This is a genomic window from Sporosarcina pasteurii (genome assembly GCF_041295575.1).
Classification (GTDB): Bacteria; Bacillota; Bacilli; order Bacillales_A; family Planococcaceae; genus Sporosarcina; species Sporosarcina pasteurii.
The window spans coordinates 2219670-2245813 of record NZ_CP160452.1 but is presented as its reverse complement, the minus strand read 5'-3'; the positions used below and the strand labels follow the sequence as shown (position 1 = coordinate 2245813).

General features: G+C 39.2%; 26 protein-coding genes. 18 read left to right on the top strand and 8 right to left on the bottom strand.

What is annotated here, in order from left to right; genetic code table 11:
* The first annotated feature begins 114 nt into the window (after positions 1-114).
* Positions 115-774: a TrkA family potassium uptake protein gene (locus tag AB1H92_RS10605; protein WP_115360325.1), complete on the top strand. Its 660-nt coding sequence runs from the start codon at positions 115-117 to the stop codon at positions 772-774.
* A gap of 49 nt (positions 775-823) precedes the next feature.
* Here the strand turns inward: AB1H92_RS10605 and rnjA are convergent, their stop codons facing one another.
* The 3 genes from rnjA to def all read right to left on the bottom strand — a co-directional run bounded on the left by rnjA (position 824) and on the right by def (position 3543).
* The gene (gene rnjA / locus AB1H92_RS10600) at positions 824-2491 is read right to left on the bottom strand and encodes a ribonuclease J1 (RefSeq protein ID WP_115360326.1); all 1668 of its coding nucleotides are present in this window, start codon (positions 2489-2491) and stop codon (positions 824-826) included.
* 3 nt (positions 2492-2494) lie between these two features.
* Positions 2495-2704, bottom strand: coding sequence for a DNA-dependent RNA polymerase subunit epsilon (locus AB1H92_RS10595; protein WP_115360327.1), 210 nt, complete (start codon positions 2702-2704; stop codon positions 2495-2497).
* A gap of 281 nt (positions 2705-2985) precedes the next feature.
* The gene (gene def / locus AB1H92_RS10590; RefSeq protein ID WP_115360328.1) at positions 2986-3543 is read right to left on the bottom strand and encodes a peptide deformylase; all 558 of its coding nucleotides are present in this window, start codon (positions 3541-3543) and stop codon (positions 2986-2988) included.
* A gap of 135 nt (positions 3544-3678) precedes the next feature.
* Here def and AB1H92_RS10585 point away from each other — a divergent pair, with 135 nt between their 5' ends.
* The 8 genes from AB1H92_RS10585 (at position 3679) to AB1H92_RS10550 (ending at position 11878) form a co-directional block, all read left to right on the top strand.
* Positions 3679-4326 (top strand): YkyA family protein, encoded by a 648-nt coding sequence (locus AB1H92_RS10585; protein WP_115360329.1) that lies wholly within the window; start codon positions 3679-3681, stop codon positions 4324-4326.
* Between the two features lie 271 nt (positions 4327-4597).
* On the top strand, positions 4598-5713 hold the full coding sequence (gene pdhA, locus AB1H92_RS10580) for a pyruvate dehydrogenase (acetyl-transferring) E1 component subunit alpha (RefSeq protein ID WP_115360330.1): 1116 nt from the start codon (positions 4598-4600) through the stop codon (positions 5711-5713).
* 3 nt (positions 5714-5716) lie between these two features.
* On the top strand, positions 5717-6694 hold the full coding sequence (locus AB1H92_RS10575) for an alpha-ketoacid dehydrogenase subunit beta (RefSeq protein ID WP_115360331.1): 978 nt from the start codon (positions 5717-5719) through the stop codon (positions 6692-6694).
* Positions 6695-6742: 48 nt separating this feature from the next.
* Positions 6743-8077: a dihydrolipoamide acetyltransferase family protein gene (locus AB1H92_RS10570; RefSeq protein ID WP_115360332.1), complete on the top strand. Its 1335-nt coding sequence runs from the start codon at positions 6743-6745 to the stop codon at positions 8075-8077.
* A 3-nt stretch (positions 8078-8080) separates the two neighbouring features.
* The gene (gene lpdA / locus AB1H92_RS10565) at positions 8081-9487 is read left to right on the top strand and encodes a dihydrolipoyl dehydrogenase (protein WP_115360333.1); all 1407 of its coding nucleotides are present in this window, start codon (positions 8081-8083) and stop codon (positions 9485-9487) included.
* Positions 9488-9683: 196 nt separating this feature from the next.
* On the top strand, positions 9684-10502 hold the full coding sequence (locus AB1H92_RS10560) for a polysaccharide deacetylase family protein (RefSeq protein WP_115360334.1): 819 nt from the start codon (positions 9684-9686) through the stop codon (positions 10500-10502).
* A 123-nt stretch (positions 10503-10625) separates the two neighbouring features.
* Positions 10626-11588 (top strand): nitronate monooxygenase family protein, encoded by a 963-nt coding sequence (locus AB1H92_RS10555; RefSeq protein ID WP_115360335.1) that lies wholly within the window; start codon positions 10626-10628, stop codon positions 11586-11588.
* 17 nt (positions 11589-11605) lie between these two features.
* Positions 11606-11878, top strand: coding sequence for a UPF0223 family protein (locus tag AB1H92_RS10550; protein WP_115360336.1), 273 nt, complete (start codon positions 11606-11608; stop codon positions 11876-11878).
* Between the two features lie 155 nt (positions 11879-12033).
* Here the strand turns inward: AB1H92_RS10550 and AB1H92_RS10545 are convergent, their stop codons facing one another.
* Positions 12034-12660 (bottom strand): YktB family protein, encoded by a 627-nt coding sequence (locus tag AB1H92_RS10545; RefSeq protein WP_115360337.1) that lies wholly within the window; start codon positions 12658-12660, stop codon positions 12034-12036.
* Between the two features lie 158 nt (positions 12661-12818).
* On the opposite strand from AB1H92_RS10545, the gene AB1H92_RS10540 reads away from it, so the two are divergent.
* On the top strand, positions 12819-13016 hold the full coding sequence (locus AB1H92_RS10540; RefSeq protein ID WP_115360338.1) for a hypothetical protein: 198 nt from the start codon (positions 12819-12821) through the stop codon (positions 13014-13016).
* A 115-nt stretch (positions 13017-13131) separates the two neighbouring features.
* Positions 13132-13926, top strand: coding sequence for an inositol monophosphatase family protein (locus AB1H92_RS10535; RefSeq protein WP_115360339.1), 795 nt, complete (start codon positions 13132-13134; stop codon positions 13924-13926).
* Between the two features lie 86 nt (positions 13927-14012).
* On the opposite strand, the gene AB1H92_RS10530 is transcribed toward AB1H92_RS10535, so the two are convergent.
* Positions 14013-14198: a YlaF family protein gene (locus tag AB1H92_RS10530; protein WP_115360340.1), complete on the bottom strand. Its 186-nt coding sequence runs from the start codon at positions 14196-14198 to the stop codon at positions 14013-14015.
* Between the two features lie 98 nt (positions 14199-14296).
* Here AB1H92_RS10530 and typA point away from each other — a divergent pair, with 98 nt between their 5' ends.
* Both typA and AB1H92_RS10520 read left to right on the top strand, forming a co-directional pair.
* Complete coding sequence (gene typA / locus AB1H92_RS10525) at positions 14297-16138, top strand: translational GTPase TypA (protein ID WP_115360341.1); 1842 nt, start codon at positions 14297-14299, stop codon at positions 16136-16138.
* 32 nt (positions 16139-16170) lie between these two features.
* Positions 16171-16536 carry a YlaH-like family protein gene (locus AB1H92_RS10520; protein WP_243835600.1) on the top strand — a complete coding sequence of 122 codons (366 nt, stop codon included), beginning with the start codon at positions 16171-16173 and terminating at the stop codon, positions 16534-16536.
* Positions 16537-16594: 58 nt separating this feature from the next.
* Here the strand turns inward: AB1H92_RS10520 and AB1H92_RS10515 are convergent, their stop codons facing one another.
* Positions 16595-16798: a YlaI family protein gene (locus tag AB1H92_RS10515; protein ID WP_115360342.1), complete on the bottom strand. Its 204-nt coding sequence runs from the start codon at positions 16796-16798 to the stop codon at positions 16595-16597.
* 17 nt (positions 16799-16815) lie between these two features.
* Complete coding sequence (locus AB1H92_RS10510) at positions 16816-17316, bottom strand: peptidyl-prolyl cis-trans isomerase (protein ID WP_115360343.1); 501 nt, start codon at positions 17314-17316, stop codon at positions 16816-16818.
* A gap of 181 nt (positions 17317-17497) precedes the next feature.
* Between AB1H92_RS10510 and AB1H92_RS10505 the strand changes: the two genes are divergently transcribed.
* The 3 genes from AB1H92_RS10505 to pyc all read left to right on the top strand — a co-directional run bounded on the left by AB1H92_RS10505 (position 17498) and on the right by pyc (position 22601).
* Positions 17498-17779 carry a YlaN family protein gene (locus AB1H92_RS10505; protein ID WP_075528543.1) on the top strand — a complete coding sequence of 94 codons (282 nt, stop codon included), beginning with the start codon at positions 17498-17500 and terminating at the stop codon, positions 17777-17779.
* Between the two features lie 194 nt (positions 17780-17973).
* Complete coding sequence (locus tag AB1H92_RS10500; RefSeq protein ID WP_115360344.1) at positions 17974-19143, top strand: FtsW/RodA/SpoVE family cell cycle protein; 1170 nt, start codon at positions 17974-17976, stop codon at positions 19141-19143.
* A 20-nt stretch (positions 19144-19163) separates the two neighbouring features.
* Positions 19164-22601 carry a pyruvate carboxylase gene (gene pyc, locus AB1H92_RS10495; RefSeq protein WP_115360345.1) on the top strand — a complete coding sequence of 1146 codons (3438 nt, stop codon included), beginning with the start codon at positions 19164-19166 and terminating at the stop codon, positions 22599-22601.
* Between the two features lie 163 nt (positions 22602-22764).
* On the opposite strand, the gene AB1H92_RS10490 is transcribed toward pyc, so the two are convergent.
* Positions 22765-23676: a heme A synthase gene (locus tag AB1H92_RS10490; protein WP_115360346.1), complete on the bottom strand. Its 912-nt coding sequence runs from the start codon at positions 23674-23676 to the stop codon at positions 22765-22767.
* Positions 23677-24006: 330 nt separating this feature from the next.
* Between AB1H92_RS10490 and cyoE the strand changes: the two genes are divergently transcribed.
* Positions 24007-24930 carry a heme o synthase gene (gene cyoE, locus AB1H92_RS10485; RefSeq protein ID WP_115360347.1) on the top strand — a complete coding sequence of 308 codons (924 nt, stop codon included), beginning with the start codon at positions 24007-24009 and terminating at the stop codon, positions 24928-24930.
* Between the two features lie 107 nt (positions 24931-25037).
* Entirely contained in the window at positions 25038-26129 is a 1092-nt protein-coding gene (gene coxB, locus AB1H92_RS10480) for a cytochrome c oxidase subunit II (protein WP_115360348.1), read from the top strand.
* Positions 26130-26144 lie beyond the last annotated feature (15 nt).

Sequence of the window (26144 nt, the reverse complement as noted above, 5' to 3'; positions counted from 1 at the left end):
CCATGCCACAGAGTATTTCTCGATTTAATTGAGGTCAATAGGAGTTGTATGCTAAACTAATTGCACGTATCGGTTTACTAGTTGCAATATTGAATGTTCAAGGAGAATTATGACATGAAAAAAGAATTTGTAGTGATTGGACTTGGTAGATTTGGAGGGAGTATCGTCTCCGAATTAATTGAATTAGGTGCAAATGTCATGGCGATTGATATCACACCTTCTAAAGTAGATGAGTATGCAGATATTGCAACGCAAGCAGTGGTCGCAGATACAACAGATGAGTCTGCCCTATTATCACTTGGCATTCGAAATTTCCAGCATGTTATCGTGGCGATTGGTGAAAATATTCAAGCGAGTATTTTGACGACGTTAATTTTAAAAGAAATTGGTGTTCCGAAACTCACTGTTAAAGCGCAAAATGAATATCATAAAAAACTATTGGAAAAACTCGGAGCAGATCATATTGTTCGACCTGAACGTGATATGGGGATACGAGTCGCCAATAACGTATTATCGAATAATATCCTGGATTATCTTGAGTTGTCGGAGGAGCATTCGATTGCCGAGATAATCGTTGACGGAAAAGTTGCGGGACGTACAATAATCGAATTAAATATTCGAGCGAAATATGGAATAAACATTGTTGCGATTAAACGTCAAGAATCGATTATGATCTCTCCTCAAGCAGATGAGGAGATACTTGAAGGAGACGTATTAATCGTCATTGGCTCGGATTCAGATATTCATAATTTTGAGAAGAAGTTATTTCATTAAGCAAAAAAAATAAAACCGCTGTGCATTGGGCACAGCGGTTTTATGTTGACTATACTTCTAAAATGACAGGGAGGACCATTGGTTTACGTTCTGTTTTGTCGTATAAATAAGGACCTAGAACATCAATCATTTCAGTTTTTAATGCAGGTATTTGTACAGCTGAATTTGATAATTTACGTTGTACATGTTTGCTTAGCATACGCTGGGCTTCTGAAATCATTTCGCCAGACTCGCGCATGTAAACAAATCCTCTTGAAATAAGATCTGGACCTGAAACGATGCGGTTTTTCTTTTTGTCAATTGTAGCAACTACAATCACCAAACCGTCCTCTGAAAGCATCTTACGGTCTCGTAACACGACGTTTCCAATATCTCCGATTCCACTACCGTCGATATAGACATCGCCTGATGGGATGCGTCCTGCACGTCTAGCGCTATTTTCTGTTAGTGCTAATACGTCACCATTACTTAATACAAATGTATTATCTTCTGGAATATCACAATCGACAGCGAGTTCTGTATGCATTTTCATCATACGATACTCACCGTGGATGGGCATGAAATATTTTGGCTTCATCAGTCTAAGCATTAGCTTTTGTTCTTCTTGAGAACCGTGACCAGACGTATGAATATTATTTAAAGAACCATGCAACACTTCAGCTCCTGCACGGAACAATGCGTTGATCGTCTTGTTGATACTTAGTGTATTTCCCGGTATTGGAGACGACGAGAAAATAACCGTATCACCAGGGTGAATTTGTACTTGTCGATGTGTTCCGTTAGCAATTCGTGATAGAGCCGCCATCGGTTCACCTTGGCTTCCCGTACAGAGAATCATAACTTCGCTTGCTTGAAGACGATTTAAAGAGTGTGTATCAATGAATAATTCTTCTGGTGCGTCAATGTAGCCCAGTTCACGACCGATTCGTATTGCATTATCCATACTTCGGCCAAAAACTGCAATTTTACGGCCATGTTCTTGTGCTGCTTCAATGACCTGTTGCAATCTGTGAATATTAGAAGCAAAAGTTGCAAAAATAATACGGCCATTTACTTTTCTGAAAATCTCATTTAGACTGTCGCCAACCTTACGTTCAGAAAGGGTGAAGTTTGGAACTTCAGCATTTGTACTATCTGATAATAGACAGAGTACGCCTTCGCCACCAACTTTCGCCATTTTCGTCAGGTTTGCTGGTTCTCCAACAGGAGTAAAATCGAATTTAAAATCCCCTGTATGGACAATGTTTCCGGAAGGGGTTTTGACAACAACGCCAAAAGCATCTGGAATACTATGCGCAGTTCTATAGAAACTAACAGATGTTTTACGGAATTTAATTACATCATCTTCATCGATTGGAATCATTTTAGTTGAACGTAGTAGGCCGTGTTCCTCTAGCTTATTACGCAACAATCCAAGGGCGAGTTTTCCACCATAAACAGGTACATTTACTTTGCGAAGTAAATAAGGAATTCCGCCGATATGGTCTTCATGCCCGTGTGTAATAAAAAGTCCTTTAATTTTATCCGCATTTCTTTCTAAATAAGAATAATCTGGAATCACGTAATCGATACCTAGTAACTCATCTTCAGGAAACTTAATGCCGGCGTCAATTAAGATGATTTCGTCTTGAAACTGGACGCCATACGTATTTTTTCCGATTTCGCCTAGTCCGCCTAGAGCGAAAACGCCTGTTTCATTGTTTTTAATTACGTTCATATCTTAGGCCTTCACAAGCTCAAAGTGTGGTGAAGCTTGCTCATGTTCAAGGTGTTTTCCTTCTAATAACTGGATTAATTCAATATTGAAATTTCGTCCTTTTAATAACTGACGAACTTCTCTTTCTGAGCCAGCTTCAACATACATGCTTTTTGTATTTTCGCGGACTGGTACTTCTAGCACGTTTTCTTGATAATAAACTTTATAGATCATTTTTTTGCTCTCCTTTTTTAAACGCTCAATTGAAATCATTTCTCTATATATTATCACGTCATATCATTAAAATAAAGAAAAGCCGACCGAATATTGGGGGCGGCTTAAAAATTTATGCAATCGTCTTTTTTCCGAGTATGCCATTGAGCCGTTTCAACACTTTCCGTTTTAGGCGCTTGTACATGGCCATATCACTCCTTAACAGGTATTATAGCTTATTCAGAACTTTCTGTCAAGTGGTGAGAGGTGTTCAGCGAAGAGTAGCTTGCGCGCTTATCTTATTAATCTCGTTCGAAAGGGGTTGCATTGGGTATTTCTTTAAAAGGATGATCACGATCAATATGGTCGTAAAACATAATACCATCCAAATGGTCAAGCTCGTGTTGAAATGCAATTGCCGCTAGCCCTTTTAGTCTTTTCTTGAATTCTTTGCCATCTAAGTCAAATGCTTTAATTGTGATACGTGCATACCGTGGAACAAATCCGTCTACGTTTCTATCTACGGAAAGGCAACCTTCGCCTGAAGTTAAATATGTTTGTTCAACGGAATGACTTACGATTTTTGGATTTACTGCAACGAAGCTAAGTGGTTCACCCTTTACTTCTGTAATGTGTAGTGCAAACATTCGGACGGATGCATTTACTTGTGGTGCTGCAAGTCCGATGCCAGGACGTAGCTGATACTTCTCCGATAGTTCCGGATCTTGGCTGTTTTTTAAGAACTCAAGCATATCCTTTCCCAATTTTTTATCTTGTTCAGTGAGCGGGAGTATCATTTCCTCTGCTCGTTTCCGTAACGCAGGATGTCCTTCGCGGACGATGTCTTTCATTAAAATCATGTTTAAACTTCCTTTCAGCCTTTTAGTTATATACATAGTATAATCGAATGGGAAAAACCTTGAAAGGATTTCATTGTGTACTTGAATTAATTTAAATTAACGACTATAATTCAAAAGAAATCGGAGGGATATTATTTGAAGAAATACATGCTTATGCTTGTTTTAAGTTGTGTGATTATATTATCAGGTTGTACATTTGGTTCAACAATCGAAGAGGACCTATCGAAGGTGTTATCGGAAATGCATGAAGCTGAAAAAACATACCGAGACGGTCAAAAAGACTTAACTGAAATCGAACAAACTGAACAAAATCTTTTTAATAAAACGATGGAGCTATCACAAGAGGAACATGAACAACTAAAAGACAATATCGCGGACATGAAAGAATTACTTGAAAAACGAACAATACATATTGAAGAAGAAACAAAATCAATGGAAAATGCAAAGAAATTAGTATCTGATATCGAAAAAATCGAGAAGGAAGCAGAAGGGGATACAAAAGCGGAAGTCGTGAAGTTGAAAAATGCGATTAATGACCGCTATCAAACTCATACAATATTTGTGAATCAGTATGAGGAATTAACAAAGTTACAAGGAGAATTATATGAAATGCTTCTTGTAGAAGACATAGATCTAACAAAACTCGAAAAACAAGTTGAAGAGTTGAATGCACAAAATGATGAAGTAACGACAGCGATAAAAGAATTTAACGAGGCAACAAACAGTTTAAATGAAATCAAAGATGAGACGTTTGATTATTTCAAGAAGAACAATAGTAAATAAGTTTAGAGAAAACGGGTACGGTAGTAAAGACGTACTCGTTTTTTTTACGCAAAAAACTAATTAGTAAGCTTTCTGATGTAGTACAGACTCTTTATTGTATTAAAACAGAGTGATGTAAAATGTCAATTTAGAAAACTTTCAATATGATAGAAGTTAGTGGTTGCAATAGTTTGACCGAGTATAGAAAGTTAAGTATACTTGAAGATGAGTAAGTTGTACTAATTATAATGTGATTCATTCATAATACAGTTATAAAGGAGAGTTGCTAAAAATGGCTGCAAAAAAAGAAAAGCAGTTCGACCCAGTGAAAACGCTTCACGAGATTGAAGAGAAGTTTGAAATGGTTCAAATTCTGAATGAAGACGGCGAAATTGTCAACGAAGATTTGGATCCGAAAATGAAAGATGAGGAACTGGTAGAGTTAATGACACGTATGGTTTATACCCGTGTGTTGGATCAACGATCTATTTCCTTAAACCGTCAAGGCCGTTTAGGATTCTACGCGCCGACTGCAGGACAGGAAGCTTCTCAGTTAGCGTCACATTTTGCATTGGAGAAAGAAGACTTTATTTTACCGGGATACCGTGATGTGCCTCAAATGATTTGGCATGGTCTGCCGTTATCTATGGCGTTTTTATGGTCGCGTGGACATTTCCAAGGAAGTATCATTCCTGAAGGGGTAAATGTATTTCCACCACAAATTATTATTGGAGCACAATATATTCAAGCTGCGGGTGTAGCGCTTGGGTTCCAAAAACGCGGTACAAAAGCTGTTGCAATGACGTATACAGGTGATGGCGGTACTTCACAAGGTGACTTCTACGAAGGAATTAACTTTGCGGGTGCTTATAATTCACCGGCAATTTTCGTAATCCAAAATAACCAATATGCAATTTCTACGCCGCGTAATCTTCAAACTGCTGCTAAGACTCTAGCGCAAAAAGGAATCGCGGCTGGAATTCCTAGCATCTTTGTAGATGGAATGGATCCACTTGCCGTGTATGCAGCGACAAGAGACGCGCGTGAACGTGCAATCAACGGTGGAGGTCCAACAGTTATCGAGACGTTCTGTTATCGCTATGGACCGCACACGATGGCTGGTGACGATCCGACTCGTTACCGTACTTCAGAGACTGATAGCGAGTGGGAAAAACGCGATCCACTTGTTCGTTTCCGTAAATACCTAGAAGCAAAAGGCATTTGGAGCAAAGAGCAAGAGGAAAAAGTTATCGAAAAAGCAACAGAAGAGATTAGAGAAGCGATTAAAGAAGCAGATGCGGCTCCTCGTCAAAAAGTGAGCGATTTTATTAATATTATGTATAAAGGTGAGCTTCCTTATAACTTGAAGGAACAACTGGAAATCTACACAGAGAAGGAGTCGAAGTAACCGATGGCACAAATGACGATGATTCAAGCAATTAACGATGCGATGAAAACCGAGTTAAAAAATGATGAAAACGTTCTCGTCTTCGGTGAAGACGTTGGTAATAACGGTGGTGTTTTCAGAGCGACTGAAGGTCTGCAAAAGGAATTTGGAGAAGACCGTGTATTCGATACACCTCTAGGAGAGTCTGGTATTGGTGGACTTGCAATTGGTTTATCATTAACGGGTTATCGTCCAGTTATGGAAATTCAATTCTTCGGTTTTGTTTTCGAAGTAATGGACTCAATTAGTGGACAACTTGCACGTATGCAATTTAGAAGTGGTGGACGTTTTAATGGTCCAGTAACGATACGTTCCCCGTTCGGCGGCGGTGTTGCAACGCCTGAAATGCACGCGGATAGTCTCGAAGGTTTAATGGCTCAACAACCAGGAATTACAGTTGTGATTCCATCAACGCCATACGATGCAAAAGGGCTTCTCATTTCGGCCATTCGAGATGAAAATCCTGTGGTTTATCTTGAACATATGAAGTTATACCGTTCGTTTAGAGAGGAAGTACCTGAAGAGGCGTACACAATCCCACTTGGGAAAGCAGATGTAAAGCGTGAAGGGACAGACTTATCTATTATCACATATGGTGCGATGGTGCACGAGAGCTTGAAAGCAGCTGAAGCATTAGAAAAAGAAGGCCATTCTGTTGAAGTAATTGACCTGCGTACAGTACAGCCGCTTGATATTGAAACGATTATTGCATCCGTTGAAAAGACAAACCGTGCGATTGTAGTTCAGGAAGCACAGAAACAAGCAGGTATTGCAGCAAACGTAGTCTCAGAAATTACGGAACGTGCAATTTTAAGTCTTGAAGCTCCAGTTCTACGAGTAGCCGCGCCGGATACAATTTATCCGTATGCACAGGGTGAGAATGCTTGGTTACCAGATGCGAAGGATATTGCGGAAACTGCGAAGAAAGTATTAACATTTTAATGAATCTACTTTAAGAAAGATATAAGAAAAATAGGAAGGGTGAATCATGTGGCATATGTATTCCGTTTACCTGACATTGGAGAGGGTATCCATGAAGGTGAAGTTGTAAAGTGGCATGTAGAAGAAGGTCAGAAGCTTGATGAAGATGATATACTGTGCGAAATTCAAAACGACAAAGCTGTAGTTGAAATTCCTTCTCCGGTTGCTGGAACAGTTGAGAAGCTTCTGGTAGATGAAGGGACGGTATCTGTAGTCGGTGATCCATTAATTCAAATTGATGCGCCAGGATATGAGCATCTAATTGAAAAAGGTGGGGATGAAGAAGATACTGCTGAAACAGTGGAGCAAGTTGAAGCTACAACTGAAACAGTTCCGGAAGTTGATAAAGAAGAAGTGAAAGCAGCTGGCCAAACACCAGCGTCAGCATCGGTTACACAACATATTGATGTTGATCCGAATCGTCGTGTGATTGCAATGCCATCTATTCGTAAATTTGCACGTGAAAATGACGTAGATATTCGTCAAGTTGCAGGTACAGGAAAAAATGGTCGAGTGCTTAAAGAAGATATTGAGTCATTCATGAGCGGAGGTCAAACTTCTGTTGAACCAACAACCGCGCAGTCGGCTGAAAAGCCAGCAACAGCAACGGCTGAACAACAACCAGTTTCATATGAAGGTGAGTTCCCAGAAACACGTGAAAAAATCTCTAGCATCAGAAAAGTTATCGCAAAAGCGATGGTAAACTCGAAACATACGGCTCCACATGTTACATTATTAGATGAAGTAGATGTTACTGAACTTGTTGCACACCGCAATAAATTCAAAGGCATCGCGGCAGAGAAGGATATTAAGCTTACGTACTTGCCATATGTTGTTAAGGCGCTCGTAAGTACTTTGCGTGAATTCCCGGAGCTTAATACATCTTATGACGATGCAACTGAGGAAGTCATTCAAAAACATTATTACAATATCGGAATTGCAGCAGATACGGACCGCGGACTTCTCGTACCTGTCATTAAACATGCAGATCGTAAATCGATCTTTGCAATTTCCAAGGAGATTAGCGAACTTGCAGTGAAGGCACGTGACGGTAAGTTGTCATTAGCTGAAATGAGTGGAGCATCATGTTCGATTACCAATATTGGTTCTGCAGGCGGACAATGGTTTACACCGATTATTAATCACCCTGAAGTAGCAATCCTTGGTATTGGACGAATTGCTGAAAAGCCAGTTGTTAAAGATGGTGAGATCGTTGCAGCGCCGATGCTTGCGCTATCACTCGTTTTCGACCACAGAATGATGGATGGAGCTACAGCACAACACGCACTGAACCACATTAAGAGATTGCTAAACAATCCAGAACTATTATTAATGGAGGCGTAAAAAATGGTTGTAGGAGATTTTCCAGTTGAAGTTGACACGCTCGTTATCGGTTCAGGTCCAGGAGGTTATGTCGCGGCAATTCGCGCGGCACAACTGGGCCAAAAAGTAACAATTGTTGAAAAGGACAAGCTTGGAGGCGTTTGTTTAAACGTCGGTTGTATCCCATCTAAAGCGTTAATTTCTGTAGGGCAACGTTTTGTAAGTGCGAAGGAATCAGACGCAATGGGGATTACGGCATCAGATGTAAAGCTAGACTTCACGAAAGCGCAAGAATTTAAAGATGGTGTTGTATCGAGACTAACAGGCGGCGTTGAGGGATTGCTAAAAGGAAATAAAGTGGACATCGTAAATGGTGAAGCTTACTTTGTTGATGAGAACACTGTACGCGTCATGGATGAAAAGTCCGCACAAACATATAAATTTAAAAATGCAATCGTAGCAACTGGGGCACGTCCAGTCGAAATTCCAAGCTTTAAGTTTTCTAAGAGAGTTCTTAGCTCGACAGGCGCTTTAGCTCTTACGGAATTACCGGGTAAGCTCGTTGTGATTGGCGGTGGTTACATCGGTACTGAGCTAGGGTCTTCTTATGCAAATCTAGGATCAGAAGTAACAATTATTGAAGGTGCAAAAGACATATTAGCAGGCTTCGAAAAACAAATGACACAATTAGTTAAACGTGGCTTGAAGAAAAAAGGCGTAGAAATTGTTACAAAAGCATCTGCTAAAGGTGTAGAAGAAACAGAGAATGGCGTTACAGTTACATACGAAGTGGGCGGAGAAGAGAAAAAGGTTGAAGCAGACTACGTACTTGTCACTGTTGGCCGTCGTCCGAACACAGATGAACTTGGACTTGAGCAGGTTGGCGTGAAAATGGATGATCGCGGACTTGTTGAAGTAGATAAGCAATGCCGCACGAATGTTGGATCAATCTATGCAATTGGTGATATTGTAGCAGGTCCACAACTAGCACATAAAGCATCATACGAAGCTAAAATTGCTGCGGAAGCGATTTCAGGCGAAAAGTCTGAAGTAGATTACATGGCAATTCCAGCGGTGTGCTTCACAGAACCTGAACTTGCAACAGTTGGCTTGAGTGAACAACAAGCAAAAGACGAAGGATATGAAGTCACTGCAGGTCGTTTCCCGTATGCAGCAAACGGACGTGCAATTGCACTTGATTCAACAGATGGCTTTGTGAAACTTGTTGCGCGTAAAGAAGATGGGCTTCTATTAGGTGCTCAAATCGTTGGAGAGAACGCGTCAGATATGATTTCTGAACTCGGTCTTGCAATCGAAGCGGGCATGACGCTTGAAGACATTGCGATGACAATCCACGCTCATCCAACATTAGGTGAAATTACGATGGAAGCAGCAGAAGTTGCTCTTGGTAAACCAATCCATATGATGTAATAAAAAGCAATAATTGGCCTACAAGGATATCCTTGTAGGCTTTTTTTAGATTAGCATGTTTTTATATTCATAGTATCTATTCATTATGGTGTATAGAATAGTTGTTTTTATAGCAGAAAAGATTTTAATGAATCAAATAGCGGGTATATATCATTACATTCTATGTTAAAATGACGGATTGAAAGGGTGGTTAGCAATGAGGAAACGTTTTATCTACATACTTGCAGTTCTTATTTTATTATTGGCAGCCTGTACACAAGAAAACAAGGAAGAGTTAGAAGGTGAAAGTGAACGTGAACGTACGACAGTAGCAGAAGAACAAGTAAGTGAAGATGAGGGAAATAAAACGCTAGAAGAAGCATCATATGTAGAAGGGGAAGAAATAAAAGAATCGCTTTATTTGCTAGATGCAAGTTGGGGATTCCAACCGATTGATGATGCGAATCCCAAAGCGGTATTACTTACAATTGATGATGCACCGGATAAATATGCACTTGATATGGCAAAAGCTTTAAAAGAACTGGATGCACCAGCAATTTTTTTCGTAAATGGACATTATCTTAATACTGATGAGGAAAAGGCGGTTTTAAAAGAAATTTATGAAATGGGATTTACGATTGGAAATCACACAAAAACACATGCGAGCTTACAGCAATTATCTGAAGCTGAGCAAAAAGAAGAGATTGTTTCTGTAAGCGATGTAGTGGAGGAAGTCATTGGTGAACGTCCAAAGTTTTTCCGCGCTCCATTTGGGCAAAATACCGAATATAGTAAAGAAATTGTTGCGGACGATGGCATGTTGTTAATGAACTGGACGTACGGTTATGATTGGGAAAAGCAGTATATGGACGAGGAAGCGTTGGCGGATATTATGGTGAATTCTGCGCATGATGGGGCCAATCTATTAATGCATGACCGGGAATGGACGGCTGCAGCATTAAAGGAAATTGTTGAAGGATTACGTGCAAAAGGCTATGGCTTTATTGACCCAGAAACGATTCAAGGTGTTGAGTGAACACATGAATGAATTCATAAATCGAGACAAATGTTGGATAAGGCCAAATTGAATTATTCAACCATTTTAAGAGGATTTTATTAATTCATGGCGAATGAGTATTGTGTGGAGGTGCATTCTAAAATGGAATGGAAAACAAGGGTAACAGAAAGGTTAGGGATTAAATATCCAATTATTCAAGGTGGTTTAGCTTATTTAGCTTATGCTGATCTGTGCGCAGCGGTATCAAACGCAGGAGGACTGGGGCAAATTACAGCGATGAGTTTGGACTCTCCGGATGCGCTACGTGAAGAGATTCAAAAAGTGAAAAAGATGACAGATAAACCATTTGGGGTAAACTTTGCCATTGGACAGCGTGGGCGTCCATATTCACATATGATTGATGTTGCGTTAGAAGAAGGTGTTGAAGTGATGTCGATAACTGGTGGAAATCCTACACCTTTTTTTGAACAGCTTCAAGACACGGATGTTAAGACACTTGTGCTTGTTGCAGCTAAGCGACAAGCGATGAAAGCGGAAGAGTTAGGTGCGGATGCTGTCATGGTTGTTGGACAAGAAGGGGGCGGGCACTTAGGACGTGATGATGTTGGAACGATGGTATTGACGCCTCAAGTAGTCGATGCAGTGTCAATCCCAGTAATCGCTTCAGGTGGCATAGGTGATGGTCGTGGCTGGATGGCAGCGCATGCGCTAGGTGCTGAAGGGATTGAGATGGGAACGCGTTTTATAGCGACAAAAGAGTGCGTTCATGCCTCGGAAGCGTACATAGATGCTTTATTATCAAGCAACGAAACAGATACGACGATTATTAAACGGACACTCGGTGCGCCGGCGCGTGCAATTGCAGGCCCGTGGACGGATAAAATCTTACAATTGGAAAGCGAAAAAGCTGACTATGAAGCATTAAAAGATTATATTAGTGGTGCAGCCAATCGTAAGTTTATTTATGATGGCGATGTGGAAGGTGGCTTTGGTTGGGCTGGACAGGTAACAGGACTCATCCATGACGTTCCTTCAGTTGCAGAATTATTTGAACGAATGGTTAGAGAAGCTGAAGAAATCCGGAGAAATTGGAATTTCGGATAATGTGAGGTGAAGTTTTAATGGATTATAATTATCCGCTACGTGATGATTGGTCAACAAATGAAATTATCGCGGTAACTTCTTTTTATTCAGTCATTGAACAAGCATACGAAGATGGCGTAAATTGTTCGGAAGTATTGGAAGCTTATCGTGAATTTAAGAAAATTGTTCCTTCTAAATCAGAAGAAAAAACGTTGTTTAGAGAGTTTGAGCAAGCGAGTGGCTATAGAAGTTATCCGATTGTGAGGGAAGCCCAAAATAGCGAAGGTGACAAAATCATCAAAGGTACTTAAAAATGTATAGAGAACATCAAATGAGTAGACAAAGTCCACGTTGACTTTGTCTACATTTTTTTATTAGTATCCAGCTATTTTAAAATAATCCTTTGTATATCGGTATAAATTTAAGCAATTGCATACACTAACCGTAAGCAATCATTTCTGGTCATTTACAATCTTCCGGCAATGATATCATATATGGGCAGAAGTTCGTCAATCGTTTCCTCGGCAAAATCTAGAAAGTGTTCTTCGGTCATTTTGACGGCAACTTCTTTTGTTAAGTGACGTCCAACTAGGAACTCGGCTTTCTTTATTGTTTGAAGTCTCGTTAATAATTTTTCAAGAACTTCTTTGCTGATGCACTGAGCGTCGGGTTTCATATGATCACCGGAAATGATAAATGTATCCGGTAAAGCTAGAAGTTGATTGGTGTTTTTTTCAAGCCTTTCAGCGATTCCTTTTTTATCTGGATTTTCATAAATGACCGCAATGATAATGAAAAGATGCGTTTTCCAAAGTCCAATTTGAAAATGAGGTAAAGCCTTATAACCTCTTTTAGAAGGTGCAATTGCGACCCAGCTATCTGTGGGCGGATTGACAGTTCGGCGAGCATGTTTTGCCACATGTGGGAAAAATTCGCCACTTCCATGTGCGGAAAGTAGATCTGCAAATCGCCTTCCGAGTAATTCAAATTTAGGTTGTACGAGTGTTTGCAAAGCTTCCATTCGGTTCTCTAGCCCCTCTATTGTGAACAAATTGAAATCATCTGCTGTCCAATAATATTGATTCGAATTCATGTTTCAAACTCCTTAAAATAATTTACGTTTATCATAACAGAAACTTGGGAATAATAAATTTCACAAGGCTTAAGACTAGAATATGTTCCTTGAACTGCATATCCTAATGGTAATAGACAGAGTAATGAAACACATTAAAATTACAAGGGGTGTTTTATATGAAACAGGTCGTGCATGTGATACGAAAAGCGGACGTTGAGAAAGAATATGTGAAAGTACTTCAACTTGAACTTGATTATGAGCTGGCGACTTTGTTCGATGCAATTCAGCAAAATGATGAAATGGAACAGCAGAAAAGTAAAAAAAGGCTAGCTGAAATCCATCGTGAGCTAGAAACGTTAAATGGTTTCGCGTAATGGTTTCGAAAGAAGAAAAGGCATTCGGTTGCACAATCTCAAATTGAGAACTGTGTAAACGAATGTCTTTTTTGCTATACTTATAAAAGGAGCAATAGGGAAGGGCTGAAATGAATTGGACTGGGGATTAATTGATCGTTATGCAAAATCTTTAATAAAAGAAGCTGGCCATAAGATAAGGTTGTCATTTTTTGATCAAATACATATTGACTCGAAATCAAATGCAAATGATTTAGTGACAAATATCGACAAAGAGATTGAGCAGTTTTTTATTAAACAAATTCAAACGTCATTTCCAGGCCATAAGATATTGGGCGAAGAAGGGTTTGGGGATGAAATTAATTCGTTAAATGGAACGATATGGATAGTTGATCCAATCGATGGAACGATGAATTTTGTACACCAAAAACGTAATTTTGCAATTTCATTGGGAATTTATCAAGACGGCGTTGGAATACTTGGCTATATTTACGATGTGATTAGAGATGAATTATATTCTGCTAAAAAAGGAGAAGGCGCTTATGTAAATGATGAGCGACTGCCTAAATTGGAGGAAGACTCTATTCAAGAAGCAATCATCGGAATTAATGCAAGGTGGGTGGCACCCAATCGTTATATTGATCACGAGAAGCTACTTGGCTTAATTCAGCATTGTCGTGGAACGCGCTCTTATGGTTCGGCGGCGCTTGAGCTTGCATACGTTTCATCTGGTAAATTAAGTGCATACGTATCAATGCGGCTATCGCCTTGGGATATTGCAGGGGGCAAGGTCATTGCACAAGAGGTTGGCGCAGTTGCGACAAATTTAGAAGGAGAACCGCCTTCTTTACTTGGTCCAGAGCCTTTTATTGTCGCACGTGAAGGTTTGCATCATGAATTATTAACAAAATATATCGTGCAGAAAAGATGAAATTAAAATGCCGAAAATCATTGCGGATTTTCGGCATAGGGGATATGTATCATTATTCAACGAATTGCCACACTACATTGTAAATGTTAAAGGGTACCCAATTCACGCATTTTCTTTTTCGTTTTAAATCCATATCCCATAATGAGAATTAATGCAACGATGGAAAGGATAATGCCGAAAAAACTGCTAAGCGCTACTGAAACACCAATAGAGCACATGGCTAACACGGCTGCAATTGAATATAGAACGAAAATCCATTTAATATCTTTCAATCAAAACCCTCCGTCTATTCTGATAAATTCTAAATTATTGTTTCTTATGTTATAATAACACAGTTACGCATACTTAAAAAGATTAATGGAGTGAAATCATGACAACAGAACGTGCTGATTTAAGAAATATTGCAATTATTGCCCATGTCGATCACGGGAAAACTACACTTGTCGACCAATTGTTAAAGCAGTCCGGTATATTCCGTACAAATGAACAAGTGGAAGAGAGAGCAATGGATTCCGATGATATTGAACGTGAACGTGGAATAACTATTTTAGCAAAAAACACAGCAATTAAATACAAAGACACAAAGATTAATATTCTGGATACACCAGGACACGCGGATTTCGGTGGAGAAGTTGAACGGATATTAAAAATGGTTGACGGAGTTATTTTAGTTGTAGATTCATACGAAGGTTGTATGCCGCAAACTCGATTTGTATTAAAAAAAGCATTAGAAGAAAACATAAAACCAATCGTCGTTGTGAATAAAATTGATCGTGAATTTGCAAGACCTGAAGAAGTTGTAGATGAGGTATTAGAGCTGTTTATTGAACTTGATGCAAATGATGAGCAACTTGAGTTCCCTGTCATTTATGCTTCAGGATTCAATGGTACTGCAAGTTTATCACCAGACCCTGCTGATCAAGAGGACACTTTAGAGGTTCTTTATGACGCCATTTTAGAAAATATTCCTGCACCAATAGATAATCATGATGAGCCGTTGCAATTCCAAGTATCGCTCTTAGATTATAGCGATTATGTTGGACGTATTGGAATTGGACGAGTATTCCGTGGAACGATAAAAGTTGGACAACAAGTATCCGTAATTAAGCGTGATGGAACGATTAATAATTTCCGTATTACGAAGTTATCAGGCTTCCTCGGGTTGAAACGAGTAGAAATTCAAGAAGCATATGCAGGTGATTTAGTAGCGGTCTCAGGGATTGAAGGCATTGATGTAAGTGATACGATTTGTCCGGTTGAACATCCTGAAGCACTGCCAACGCTTCATATTGATGAACCTACTTTACAAATGCAGTTTTTGGTAAATAACAGTCCATTCGCGGGTCGTGAAGGAAAATGGGTGACTGCTAGCAAAATTGAGGAACGTTTAAACCAACAGCTTCAAACAGATGTCTCGTTACGTGTAGAGTCATCGGGAGCAGACTCATGGATTGTATCGGGCCGAGGAGAATTACACTTATCAATATTAATTGAAAATATGCGACGCGAAGGGTATGAATTGCAAGTTTCGAAACCTCAAGTCGTTGTACGAGAAATCGATGGTGTGAAATGTGAACCGATAGAAAGAGTACAAATTGAAGTGCCAGAGGAACATACGGGATCCGTAATTGAGTCAATTGGTCAACGAAAAGGTGAAATGATTGATATGATTAATAACGGGACAGGCACAGTACGTTTACTGTTCAACGTTCCTGCTCGTGGGTTAATTGGCTATACGACTGAATTCCTGACACTGACAAGAGGGTATGGTATTTTGAATCATACTTTCGAAAGTTATCAACCAATGGTGACTGGAAATGTCGGAGAACGTGCCCATGGTGTGCTAGTATCAATGGAGAACGGAAAGGCGACTCCTTATGGTATCTTACATGTGGAAGAGCGTGGAACAATTTTTGTTGAGCCAGGTACTGAAGTATATGAAGGTATGATTGTCGGAGAGAATAGTCGAGATAATGATTTAACGGTCAATTTGACAAGAGCAAAACAAATGACAAATATTCGTTCTGCAACAAAAGACCAAACTGTCAATATTAAAAAGCCGAGAATCATGACACTTGAAGAATCTCTTCAATACTTAAATGATGACGAATACTGTGAAGTAACACCTTTATCTATTCGTTTGCGTAAGAAAATTCTCGGGAAAAGTGAACGTGATCGTGCGGCGAAAAGAGCGCAAAAAAATAAAGAATGATTTTTGTCATGATGATGAAAGGAATGTGTTAAATGAATCCTCAAGAAACTGAGTTTGTATTTGGACGGATGTCGGGAATTTCACGATTCATTTATGATATGTTAGGTTCATCTACCGTAACCGGTGATATGGATTATACGTTAGCTGGATATGTACTTTTTGCAATTGTCTTCTTAATGTCTGCATTAGTTTATAAACTAGGCTTCGCGAAGAAATTAAAAATTTACCAAAGTATAATTATCTATACATTCCTATTTTTAGGATGTCTTGTATTGACATTCCTAGCATTTTTCTTGCCAATTGTCGAAGGGTTAATTGTTGCAGCCCTTATTTTAATTATTTATCGTGTACGTCGGATGAATGAGTATAAAGGTGAAGAAACAGATTCTATTGCATAAGCGTATTACAATGAAGAAGGCATTCGAGTTTTTCTCGAATGCCTTTTAAATGTGAGTGTTAAAAGTTTTTTTCTGTTGGGTGTGAGCTTCGTCGGAAAATAAAATTGCCGGTTGCTACACGTGCTAAAGTTTTTTGTTCGATTCTTGTATTACAATCGGCGCACATAAATGTATGAATCGGACGGTTACGTAATTTTTTTGCGAGTGCATCGTGATCAGGCAGTTGACTGATTGCATCGCAAATAACACATTTAACGCGCATATATTGTACCTCCTAAACTAAGCGATATCTACACCGATAACGTTTTTTATTGGTTGGTCTTGATTTGAACCATCTTTTAGAAGAACGTGTACTGGACCGTCTTCACGAATCGGCTTCCCGTCAATGCTATATTTTAATATGATTTCATCTGCCATCTGTATTGGATAGGAGATGTCCTCATTTGCCTCAGTGATAAATGTAATTGTCGTTGCATCTTTACTAGGTTCCGCATTTTTTAGAAAATGATGTAAATAAATCCCATACGTGCCAGTAATATCTTTAGACTCTTCAAATTGTCTTTCCGTTTCTAAAGTTGGAGGGAAAGTAGCTCCTTCCATAATTTCGCGAGACCAATGCTTGCCAATTGCTTTTTTATATTCCTCAAGTTCATCTTTCTCAACATAATCTTGAGTGAAAAAAGAATCTAAGTCAATGCGACGATCGTCAAAAATCCAAATGCCTGGATCTAATGTGATAGAATGACGAACGTTTCCTGTAATTTGAATGACTGTTTTCATTTTCGTGTCCCCCTACATAAATAACGAGCTACTGTCAGTATACCTTTTTCTTGATTATGTGAAAAGGGTAAGCGTGTCAAATCGGTGAATTAAAAAAGGAAACACTTGCAATTTTCGGATGTGAAAGCTACAATTTATTAATAGTCAACAGAAGAAATAATAGCTTGATGGGGGCGTCCTCATGGATATTGAATTACAAGAAACATATCAGGAAAAGGCCATGAAGCAACTGCAAATAGATGCCGATAAAATCGCGCAACTAATTAAAGTACAGATGGATCATTTGACGATGCCTCAATGTCCATTATATGAAGAGGTGCTAGACACCCAAATGTTTGGACTGGCTCGGGAAATTGATTTTGCTGTGAAACTTGGTCTAATAGAACGAAAGCAAGGAAATGAAATACTTTCTTCGCTTGAGAAAGAAATGACAGTCTTACACGACTTATATACAAAAGAATAAGCAGAAGACTCAAACTTAACTACACAGTTTGAGTTTTTTGTTTAAATATCTTTGGTAGTTAATTGTATGACTAGCATTTCTAGGAATTGGTTTGTAATTTAATTCCTAAATGTGTTGAAGTGTTAAATGTAAACGTTAACTAATTGAGGAAAACAAACCGGAATAGAATCGATTAGGAAAAAGAGGGTTATTATATGCGTAATTATGTAAAACAATTTGTAAGAAATTTTGATTTTCCACTCTTTTTCACCTACTTAATTTTATGTTTATTCGGGCTTGTCATGATTTATAGTTCAAGTCTCGTCTGGGCGGTAGGGTATTATGACTTTGAACCTGACCATTTCTTTCGAAAGCAAATCATCAACTTAGCGATTGCATTTCCTGCCTTTTTCGTTGCGGCTTTTTTTCCGTACAAAAATTACAAGAGAAAAAAGCTAATGATTGTTTCCGTCATCGGCATGCTACTACTTCTGGGACTTGTGCATGTATTTGGATACGGTAGAGAACAGCTAGGTGCACAAAGTTGGATCAATCTTGCTGGTATCAATCTTCAACCATCTGAGCTTGCGAAAATTATTATTCTCGTTTATTTTGCTAGTGTTTTTGCAAAAAAAGATGAGAGAGGTACAATTGACAGCATCAACCAGTCAATTATGCCACCTATTGGAATTCTTGTTATCGTAATTGGTTCGGTTATGTTAGAAACGGATATGGGTACGTCACTGATTATAATTGTCGGGGCATTTTCAGTCATTGCCGCAAGTGGGATAAATAAGAATACTTTTTTAAAGTTAAGTGGTATTATTTCTGTAGGCTTACTATTGGTGTCACTCCTTCTTTATTTTAAATGGGATAACATCATGACGGACAGTCGAAAAGGTAGGATATTATCTTATTTAAATCCATTTGATTATATTCAAGGATCAGGATTTCAAATTGCAAATGGGTATATCGCGATTGGATCTGGAGGCGTAAAAGGACATGGTCTAGGAAACTCTATCCAAAAAATGGGTTATCTACCCGAACCTCATACCGACGTGATCATGGCTATCATATCAGAAGAATTAGGCATTCTAGGTGTGGCGGTTGTAATTGGAGGATTAGGGTTTATCGTTTTACGCGCATTAATTATCGCGCTGAAGGCAAAAGATCCTCACGCGCGTATGCTTGCGGCAGGAATAGGCAGTATGATAGGTGTGCAGACGTTCGTTAACTTAGGCGGATTAACAGGTATTATCCCGCTAACCGGCGTGCCCCTCCCTTTTATAAGTTATGGAGGAACTTCGGTGATTTTAATGTCAATCGCTGTAGGAATTTTAATGAATGTTTCGATGTTTGTTAAATATGAGAATAAGAAAAAGTGATAGAAAGGGAAGTGGATTAGATGGAAAGAATCACTAAAATACTCGTTGCGAATCGTGGAGAAATTGCGATTCGTATATTTAGAGCATGTACAGAATTAGAAATCTCAACAGTCGGTATTTATTCGACAGAGGATAGTGGCTCGTTCCATCGTTATAAAGCGGATGAATCTTACCTTGTCGGTAAAGGAAAAAATCCCATTGATGCATATTTAGACATTGAAGGAATTATTGAAATCGCGAAGGATAGCGGTGCAAATGCGATTCACCCAGGATATGGATTTTTAGCGGAAAACGCTGAATTTGCGAGAAGACTTGAAGAAGAAGGTATTATTTTCATTGGCCCGACATCGAAGCACCTAGAAATATTTGGTGATAAAGTAAAAGCACGTGAACAAGCGATTGCAGCCGGATTACCAGTGATTCCAGGAAGTGATGGTCCAGTTTCTTCATATGAAGAAGTCTTAAGATTCGGTGAATCGAGCGGTTACCCAATTATGGTGAAGGCTTCCTTGGGAGGCGGCGGACGTGGTATGAGAATTATTCACTCTGCAGATGAAGTTGAACAAGCATTCGTACGAGCGAAATCAGAGGCTAAAGCAGCATTTGGATCAGATGAAATGTATGTAGAAAAGTTTATCGACAAGCCGAAGCATATTGAAGTTCAAATACTAGGAGACCTGCATGGAAATGTTGTTCATTTGTACGAAAGAGATTGCTCCATCCAACGTCGCCATCAAAAAGTAGTTGAAACGGCACCTTCTATTTCATTAGAAGAAGATCTTCGTGATGAAATTTGTAATGCGGCTGTGCAATTAATGAAAAAGATCGGTTATGTAAATGCGGGGACTGTTGAATTTCTTGTCGCAGATGGATCATTTTACTTTATTGAGGTAAATCCGCGCATTCAAGTAGAGCATACCATTACAGAAATGGTGACAGGTATTGATATCGTACATTCTCAAATACATATTGCGGATGGAAGAGACCTACACGACGAAATCGTTCAGATCCCTAAACAAGAAGACGTTCCGTTGTTTGGTTACGCGATTCAGTCTCGAGTGACAACTGAAGATCCATTGAATGATTTTATGCCAGATACAGGAAAGTTAATGGTATATCGTTCTGGTGGCGGATTTGGTGTTCGGTTAGATGCAGGAAATGGTTTCCAAGGTGCTGTTATTACACCTCACTATGATTCGCTACTTGTAAAAGTTTCCACTTGGGGAATGACTTTCAAAGAAGCGGCGGCAAAAATGGACCGTAACTTACAAGAATTTAGAATACGTGGCATTAAAACGAATATCCCATTCCTAGGAAATGTAGTAAAACATAAGAGTTTCCTAATTGGTGACTATGATACAAGTTTTATTGACACTACACCGGAATTGTTTTTATTCCCAACTCGTCAAGATAGAGGGACGAAGATTTTAAATTATATTGGAAATGTAACAGTCAATGGATTTCCGGGAATTGACAAGCAATCTAAGCCAGTTTTCCATAATGCCCGTAAACCAGCAATCGACTTATCGACAGTTCCGTTAAGTGGAACGAAGCAAATATTAGACGCACAAGGTCCAGAGGGATTAGTGAACTGGATAAAAGAACAAAATGATGTTTTAATAACCGATACGACATTTAGAGATGCCCACCAATCCCTATTGGCAACGAGAATGCGTACGGCAGACATGCTGGAAATTGCTCCTGAGACAGCTAGAATCATGAATAATCTGTTCTCAATGGAGATGTGGGGCGGAGCGACATTTGATGTAGCTTATCGTTTCTTGAAAGAAAATCCGTGGGATCGTCTTATTAAATTACGTGAACAAATTCCTAATGTATTATTCCAAATGTTGTTTCGCGGGGCGAATGCAGTTGGATATACAAATTATCCGGACAATGTCATTCGCGAATTTGTAAAGAATTCAGCAGAAGCAGGAATTGATGTATTCCGTATATTTGATAGCTTAAACTGGATCAAAGGTATGGAAGTAGCGATTGATGCAACGCGTGAAGCTGGTAAAGTTGCGGAAGCTGCAATTTGTTATGCAGGTGATATTTTAGATGATAAGCGAGATAAGTATACAGTTCAATATTATAAAGAAATGGCGAAAAATCTAGAGTCGGCAGGCGCGAATATTTTAGCGATTAAAGATATGGCAGGCTTATTGAAGCCAGAAGCAGCATATCGCCTCATTTCAGAATTAAAAGAAACAACAGACTTGCCAATTCATCTCCATACACATGATACAAGCGGCAATGGAATTTACACGTATGCACGTGCAATTGAAGCGGGAGTTGATATTGTAGATACCGCACTTGGTTCAATGGCAGGGCTTACATCACAACCTTCTGCAAGTTCGTTATATTATGCAATGCAAGGGAACGAGCGCCAGGTTCGTGCTGATGTAAATGGCTTAGAAAGTCTGTCGCATTACTGGGAAGATGTTCGTAAATATTACCAGCATTTTGAAAGCGGTATGATGAGTCCGCATTCTGAGATCTATGTTCATGAAATGCCAGGCGGACAATATTCGAACCTACAACAACAGGCGAGGGCAGTAGGGTTAGGAGAACGTTGGGAAGAAGTTAAAGAAATGTATTCCCGAGTGAATTTACTGTTCGGCGACGTTGTAAAAGTAACCCCTTCATCCAAAATCGTAGGGGATATGGCCTTATTTATGGTTCAAAACAACCTTGATGAAAAATCAGTGATTGAACGTGGAATGTCTATTGACTTCCCTGATTCAGTTATCGAATTTTTCGCAGGTTATATCGGACAACCGCATGGTGGATTCCCTAAAGAGTTGCAAGCAGTTGTCTTGAAAGATAAAGAAGCCATTACGGTTCGCCCTGGCGAATTGCTTGAAGATGTTGATTTTGATGAACTTCAAGGAGATTTAAATAAAAAGCTAAATCGACCTGTCACAAGTCAGGAAGTATTATCCTATGCTCTTTATCCGAAAGTATTTGAAGAATATTTACAAATGAATAAAGAGTTTGGAGATGTATCGGTGATCGATACACCAGAGTTTTTATATGGTATGCGTCTAGGTGAAGAAATTGAGGTCGAAATTGAAAAAGGTAAGACATTAATTATTAAGCTTGTTTCGATCAGTCAGCCGCAATCCGATGCTACAAGGGTTATTTATTTCGAATTGAACGGTCAACCACGTGAAGTTATTATCGAGGATGTCAATGTGGAATCAGATGTCATCAGAAAGACGACAGCTGACCCTTCAAATCAAGCACATATCGGCGCTACAATGCCTGGAACTGTTTTACAAGTTGCTGTATCTGAAGGGGCAAAAGTGAAAAGAGGCGAACATTTACTCATTACAGAAGCGATGAAAATGGAAACCACAATTCAAGCACCATACGATGGTACAGTAAAAGCAATCTATGTAACCGCTGGAGAATCGATTGCTACAGGCGATCTTCTTATTGAAATGGCGGACTAATAACTAATAAAAAGCACTCAGAATTTCGACTAAATCGAACTCTGAGTGCTTTTATGATTTAAACGAAAAAAATAGGGAATAGAAGATATAAGGAGAAGATATTTAAAAGTAAATGGTTAAGAAAAAACTAGGTCACCTTCGTGTATAAAGGTGACCTAGATAATTAGGAAGAACGATTGCTTCTAAATACAAGCAGTATCATATACGTTAAAAGCCCAAATAGTAGTGAAATAAATAACGAATGGAGCAATGCGATATATAAGTTTAAATGAGTGAAAATGGCTATTGCACCTGTAGTTACTTGGGCAAGGACAAGTATAAAGGAAATAATCCATCCCCAGTAAAAGACTGGTTGGCTTTTATAATGCCGAATGACATGTACCATTATGTACAGGATCCAGATGAAAATGAGTGCAGCTGCAAAACGGTGACCCATCTGAACCCATTCGTTGAAGCGGGTGGGTAACCCGATGGCTGAATTGTCGCAAAAAGGCCAATCTAGACAGACGAGTTCGGAATTTGTATGACGGACAAGTGCTCCTGTATAAACAACTATGTAGGAATAGATCGTAACGCCAATTGTATGCCATTTTAGCGGTTTCCCAACTTGTATGTTTTGTGTGTCGTACTTTTTATCAACCTCAAAAACCAAGAGTGTTAGTAATAGTACAGAAGCAAATGAAATAAGTGAAATCCCGAAGTGCAAGGCTAAAATAAAGTCGCCTTGTCCCCATAACACCTGGGCAGCTCCGATTAGGGCTTGTAAAACTAGAAAGAATATGGCCATGAAAGATAGAAATTTAGTTTCTCGAACATGCCCCAGTGCTCTCCATGACCAAACCGCCAAAATTACAATTAGAATACCAACGACACCAGTGACGATGCGGTGAGAAAATTCAATCAGCACTTCTGCTGTTATGACGTCTGGAATAAGTTGTCCATTACAGCCTGGCCAATGCCGACCGCATCCCATTCCACTATCGGTCTTAGTAACTAGTGCACCACCAAGTAGAATGAATAACATGCCAATTGTTGAAGAAACAGCAAACCACTTTAAAAAATTATGATATCTCAAAAAATGACACCCACTTTTAGATAAATGTTAATTTGTTTTTGAAGACTCCTTTAGTTTTGATGATAACGAAAGAAAGGTGAAAATACAACGGATACAGGCCGTAAACATTCTGAATAGCGCCCTTTTCACAAAAAGTTCACCAAATAGTTCTCTTAACTTCACAATTGATTAGTAGAAATGCTTTATTATAGAGTATGGAATGTGACAATTATGTCAGAGAAAAGCGCAGTTCCAGGAGATTTTTTGTTTTAGTATAGAAATTTTCTCTAATTTTCGATATAGTGAAGTATATAAGAAGTTAATTTGAAAAAAGGCGAAAGGTGGGGGAATATGTCAAACGGTCGTATAATATCGACAACGGTTGATTCTGCGGCCGCGGAAAAAACGACAACAGTACTTCAAGATTTTTTAGCACTTATTAAGATTGGTATAGTTAATTCGAACATGATTACTGTTTTCACTGGTTTTTTTCTCGCGATGCAATTAAGTCCATTAAAGTTTTTAGCAAATCTAGATTTACTTTTATTTGCGCTCGGTGGCTCGGGATTAATCATTGCAGGATCCGCCGCATTGAACAATCTAATAGACCGCGATATTGATCCAATTATGTCTAGAACAAAATCTAGACCGACAGTGACTGGACGATTCAACGCCTCGGCTGTGTTGGCACTTGGTCTGACATTCATTGCCATCGGAGAGCTACTATTATTCTCTGCATCAACTACTGCTGGGCTTTGGGGACTTGCGGGTGTATTCAGCTATGTAGTACTCTATTCAATGTGGTCTAAAAGAAAACACGTAAGCAATACAGTTGTTGGAAGTATTTCTGGTGCGATTCCTCCGTTAATAGGTTGGGCAGCAGTTGAGCCGACACTAGGGGCAGGGGCATGGGCATTGTTTTTAATAATGTTTATTTGGCAACCGCCTCATTTTTATGCGCTTGCAATGAGACGTACAGAGGAGTATCGTGCAGCGAATATACCAATGCTACCAGTTGTGAAAGGGTTTACGAGAACGAAAGTTTCGATGTTAGGGTGGGTTCTCCTCTTATTTCCGTTACCATTATTATTGGCGGACTTAGGAGTCGGGTTTATGGTACTCGCTACGATATTAAATATTGGTTGGGCTTATTTTGCAGTTAGAGGGTTTAAGGCGAAAGACGATTTGAAGTGGGCAACAGGGATGTTTGTTTACTCACTTAACTATATGACTATTTTGTTTGTCTCAATTATTATATTCTCGCTATTTATTTAATGCTATTTTAATGGAATTCTTTCTTTTAAACAGGAATTCATATATATAGGGATAATTTATCCCTGCACTTAACAAGACATTAATTGAAAGAGAGGTATGATTAGGCGATGATGAAAGGACTTAAAAAGTGGCGACTATTTACATTGTTAACAGCGCTTACTATTTTCCTTGCAGGTTGCGGTCAACAGGAAATATCTACACTTCTTCCAGCAGGTGAAGTTGCAAAAGACCAATTTAACTTGTTGCTATTATCTTCGGGAATTATGTTATTCGTAATACTAGTAGTTGTAATTATCTACGTAATAGCGCTCTTCCGCTTCAGACGTTCGAAGCTTGGTGAAGATCATATGCCAGAGCAAGTTGAAGGAAGTAACGTGTTAGAGCTTGTTTGGACAGTTATTCCGATCCTTTTAGTTCTTTTGCTAGCAGTGCCAACGGTTTACTACACTTATAAGTTAGGTAACGTTACTGCAATGGGTGCTGTAGATGACGATGGTAATGCTGAGAATTTGGTCGTTGATGTAAAGGCAAAACTATATTGGTGGGAGTTTGACTATCCGGATTTAGGTGTTACTACAGCACAAGAGTTAGTCGTACCAATGAATGAAAAAGTATACTTTAATCTAATTGCTGCGGATGTTAAACACTCATTTTGGATTCCGGCAGTCGGCGGTAAGCTTGATAACAACGTTGAAAACGTTAACAAGTTTTACTTGATTTTTGAAAAAGATTCTCGCGATCTTGAAGAAGGCGTTTTCTTCGGAAAATGTGCTGAGCTTTGTGGACCGTCACACGCTTTGATGGACTTTAAAGTTAAAACATTAACGCGTGCTGAATTCGACGAATGGGTTCTTGCGATGCAAGCGACGGAAGGAGCAACAGCTGATAAGGCATCTGCGGATCAAGGAGAAGCTATTTTCGCTGAAAGTTGTATCTCGTGTCACGCAGTTAGCGGTGCTGGAGATCCAGCGTATTTGGGGGTAGACCATGCGGGGGCTGTTGGTCCAAACTTAACGACATTTGGCGATCGTAACCGCGTTGCAGGCTTCATGGATCACGATGAAGATTCATTGAAAAAATGGATTGCAGATCCACAAAAATATAAACCAGGTAACACGATGCCGGCATTTGATCATTTATCAGATGCGGAGTTGGATGCATTAGCAGGATACTTAATGGGACTATCAGTAGAAAAGTAATGTAGCTTGAAAATG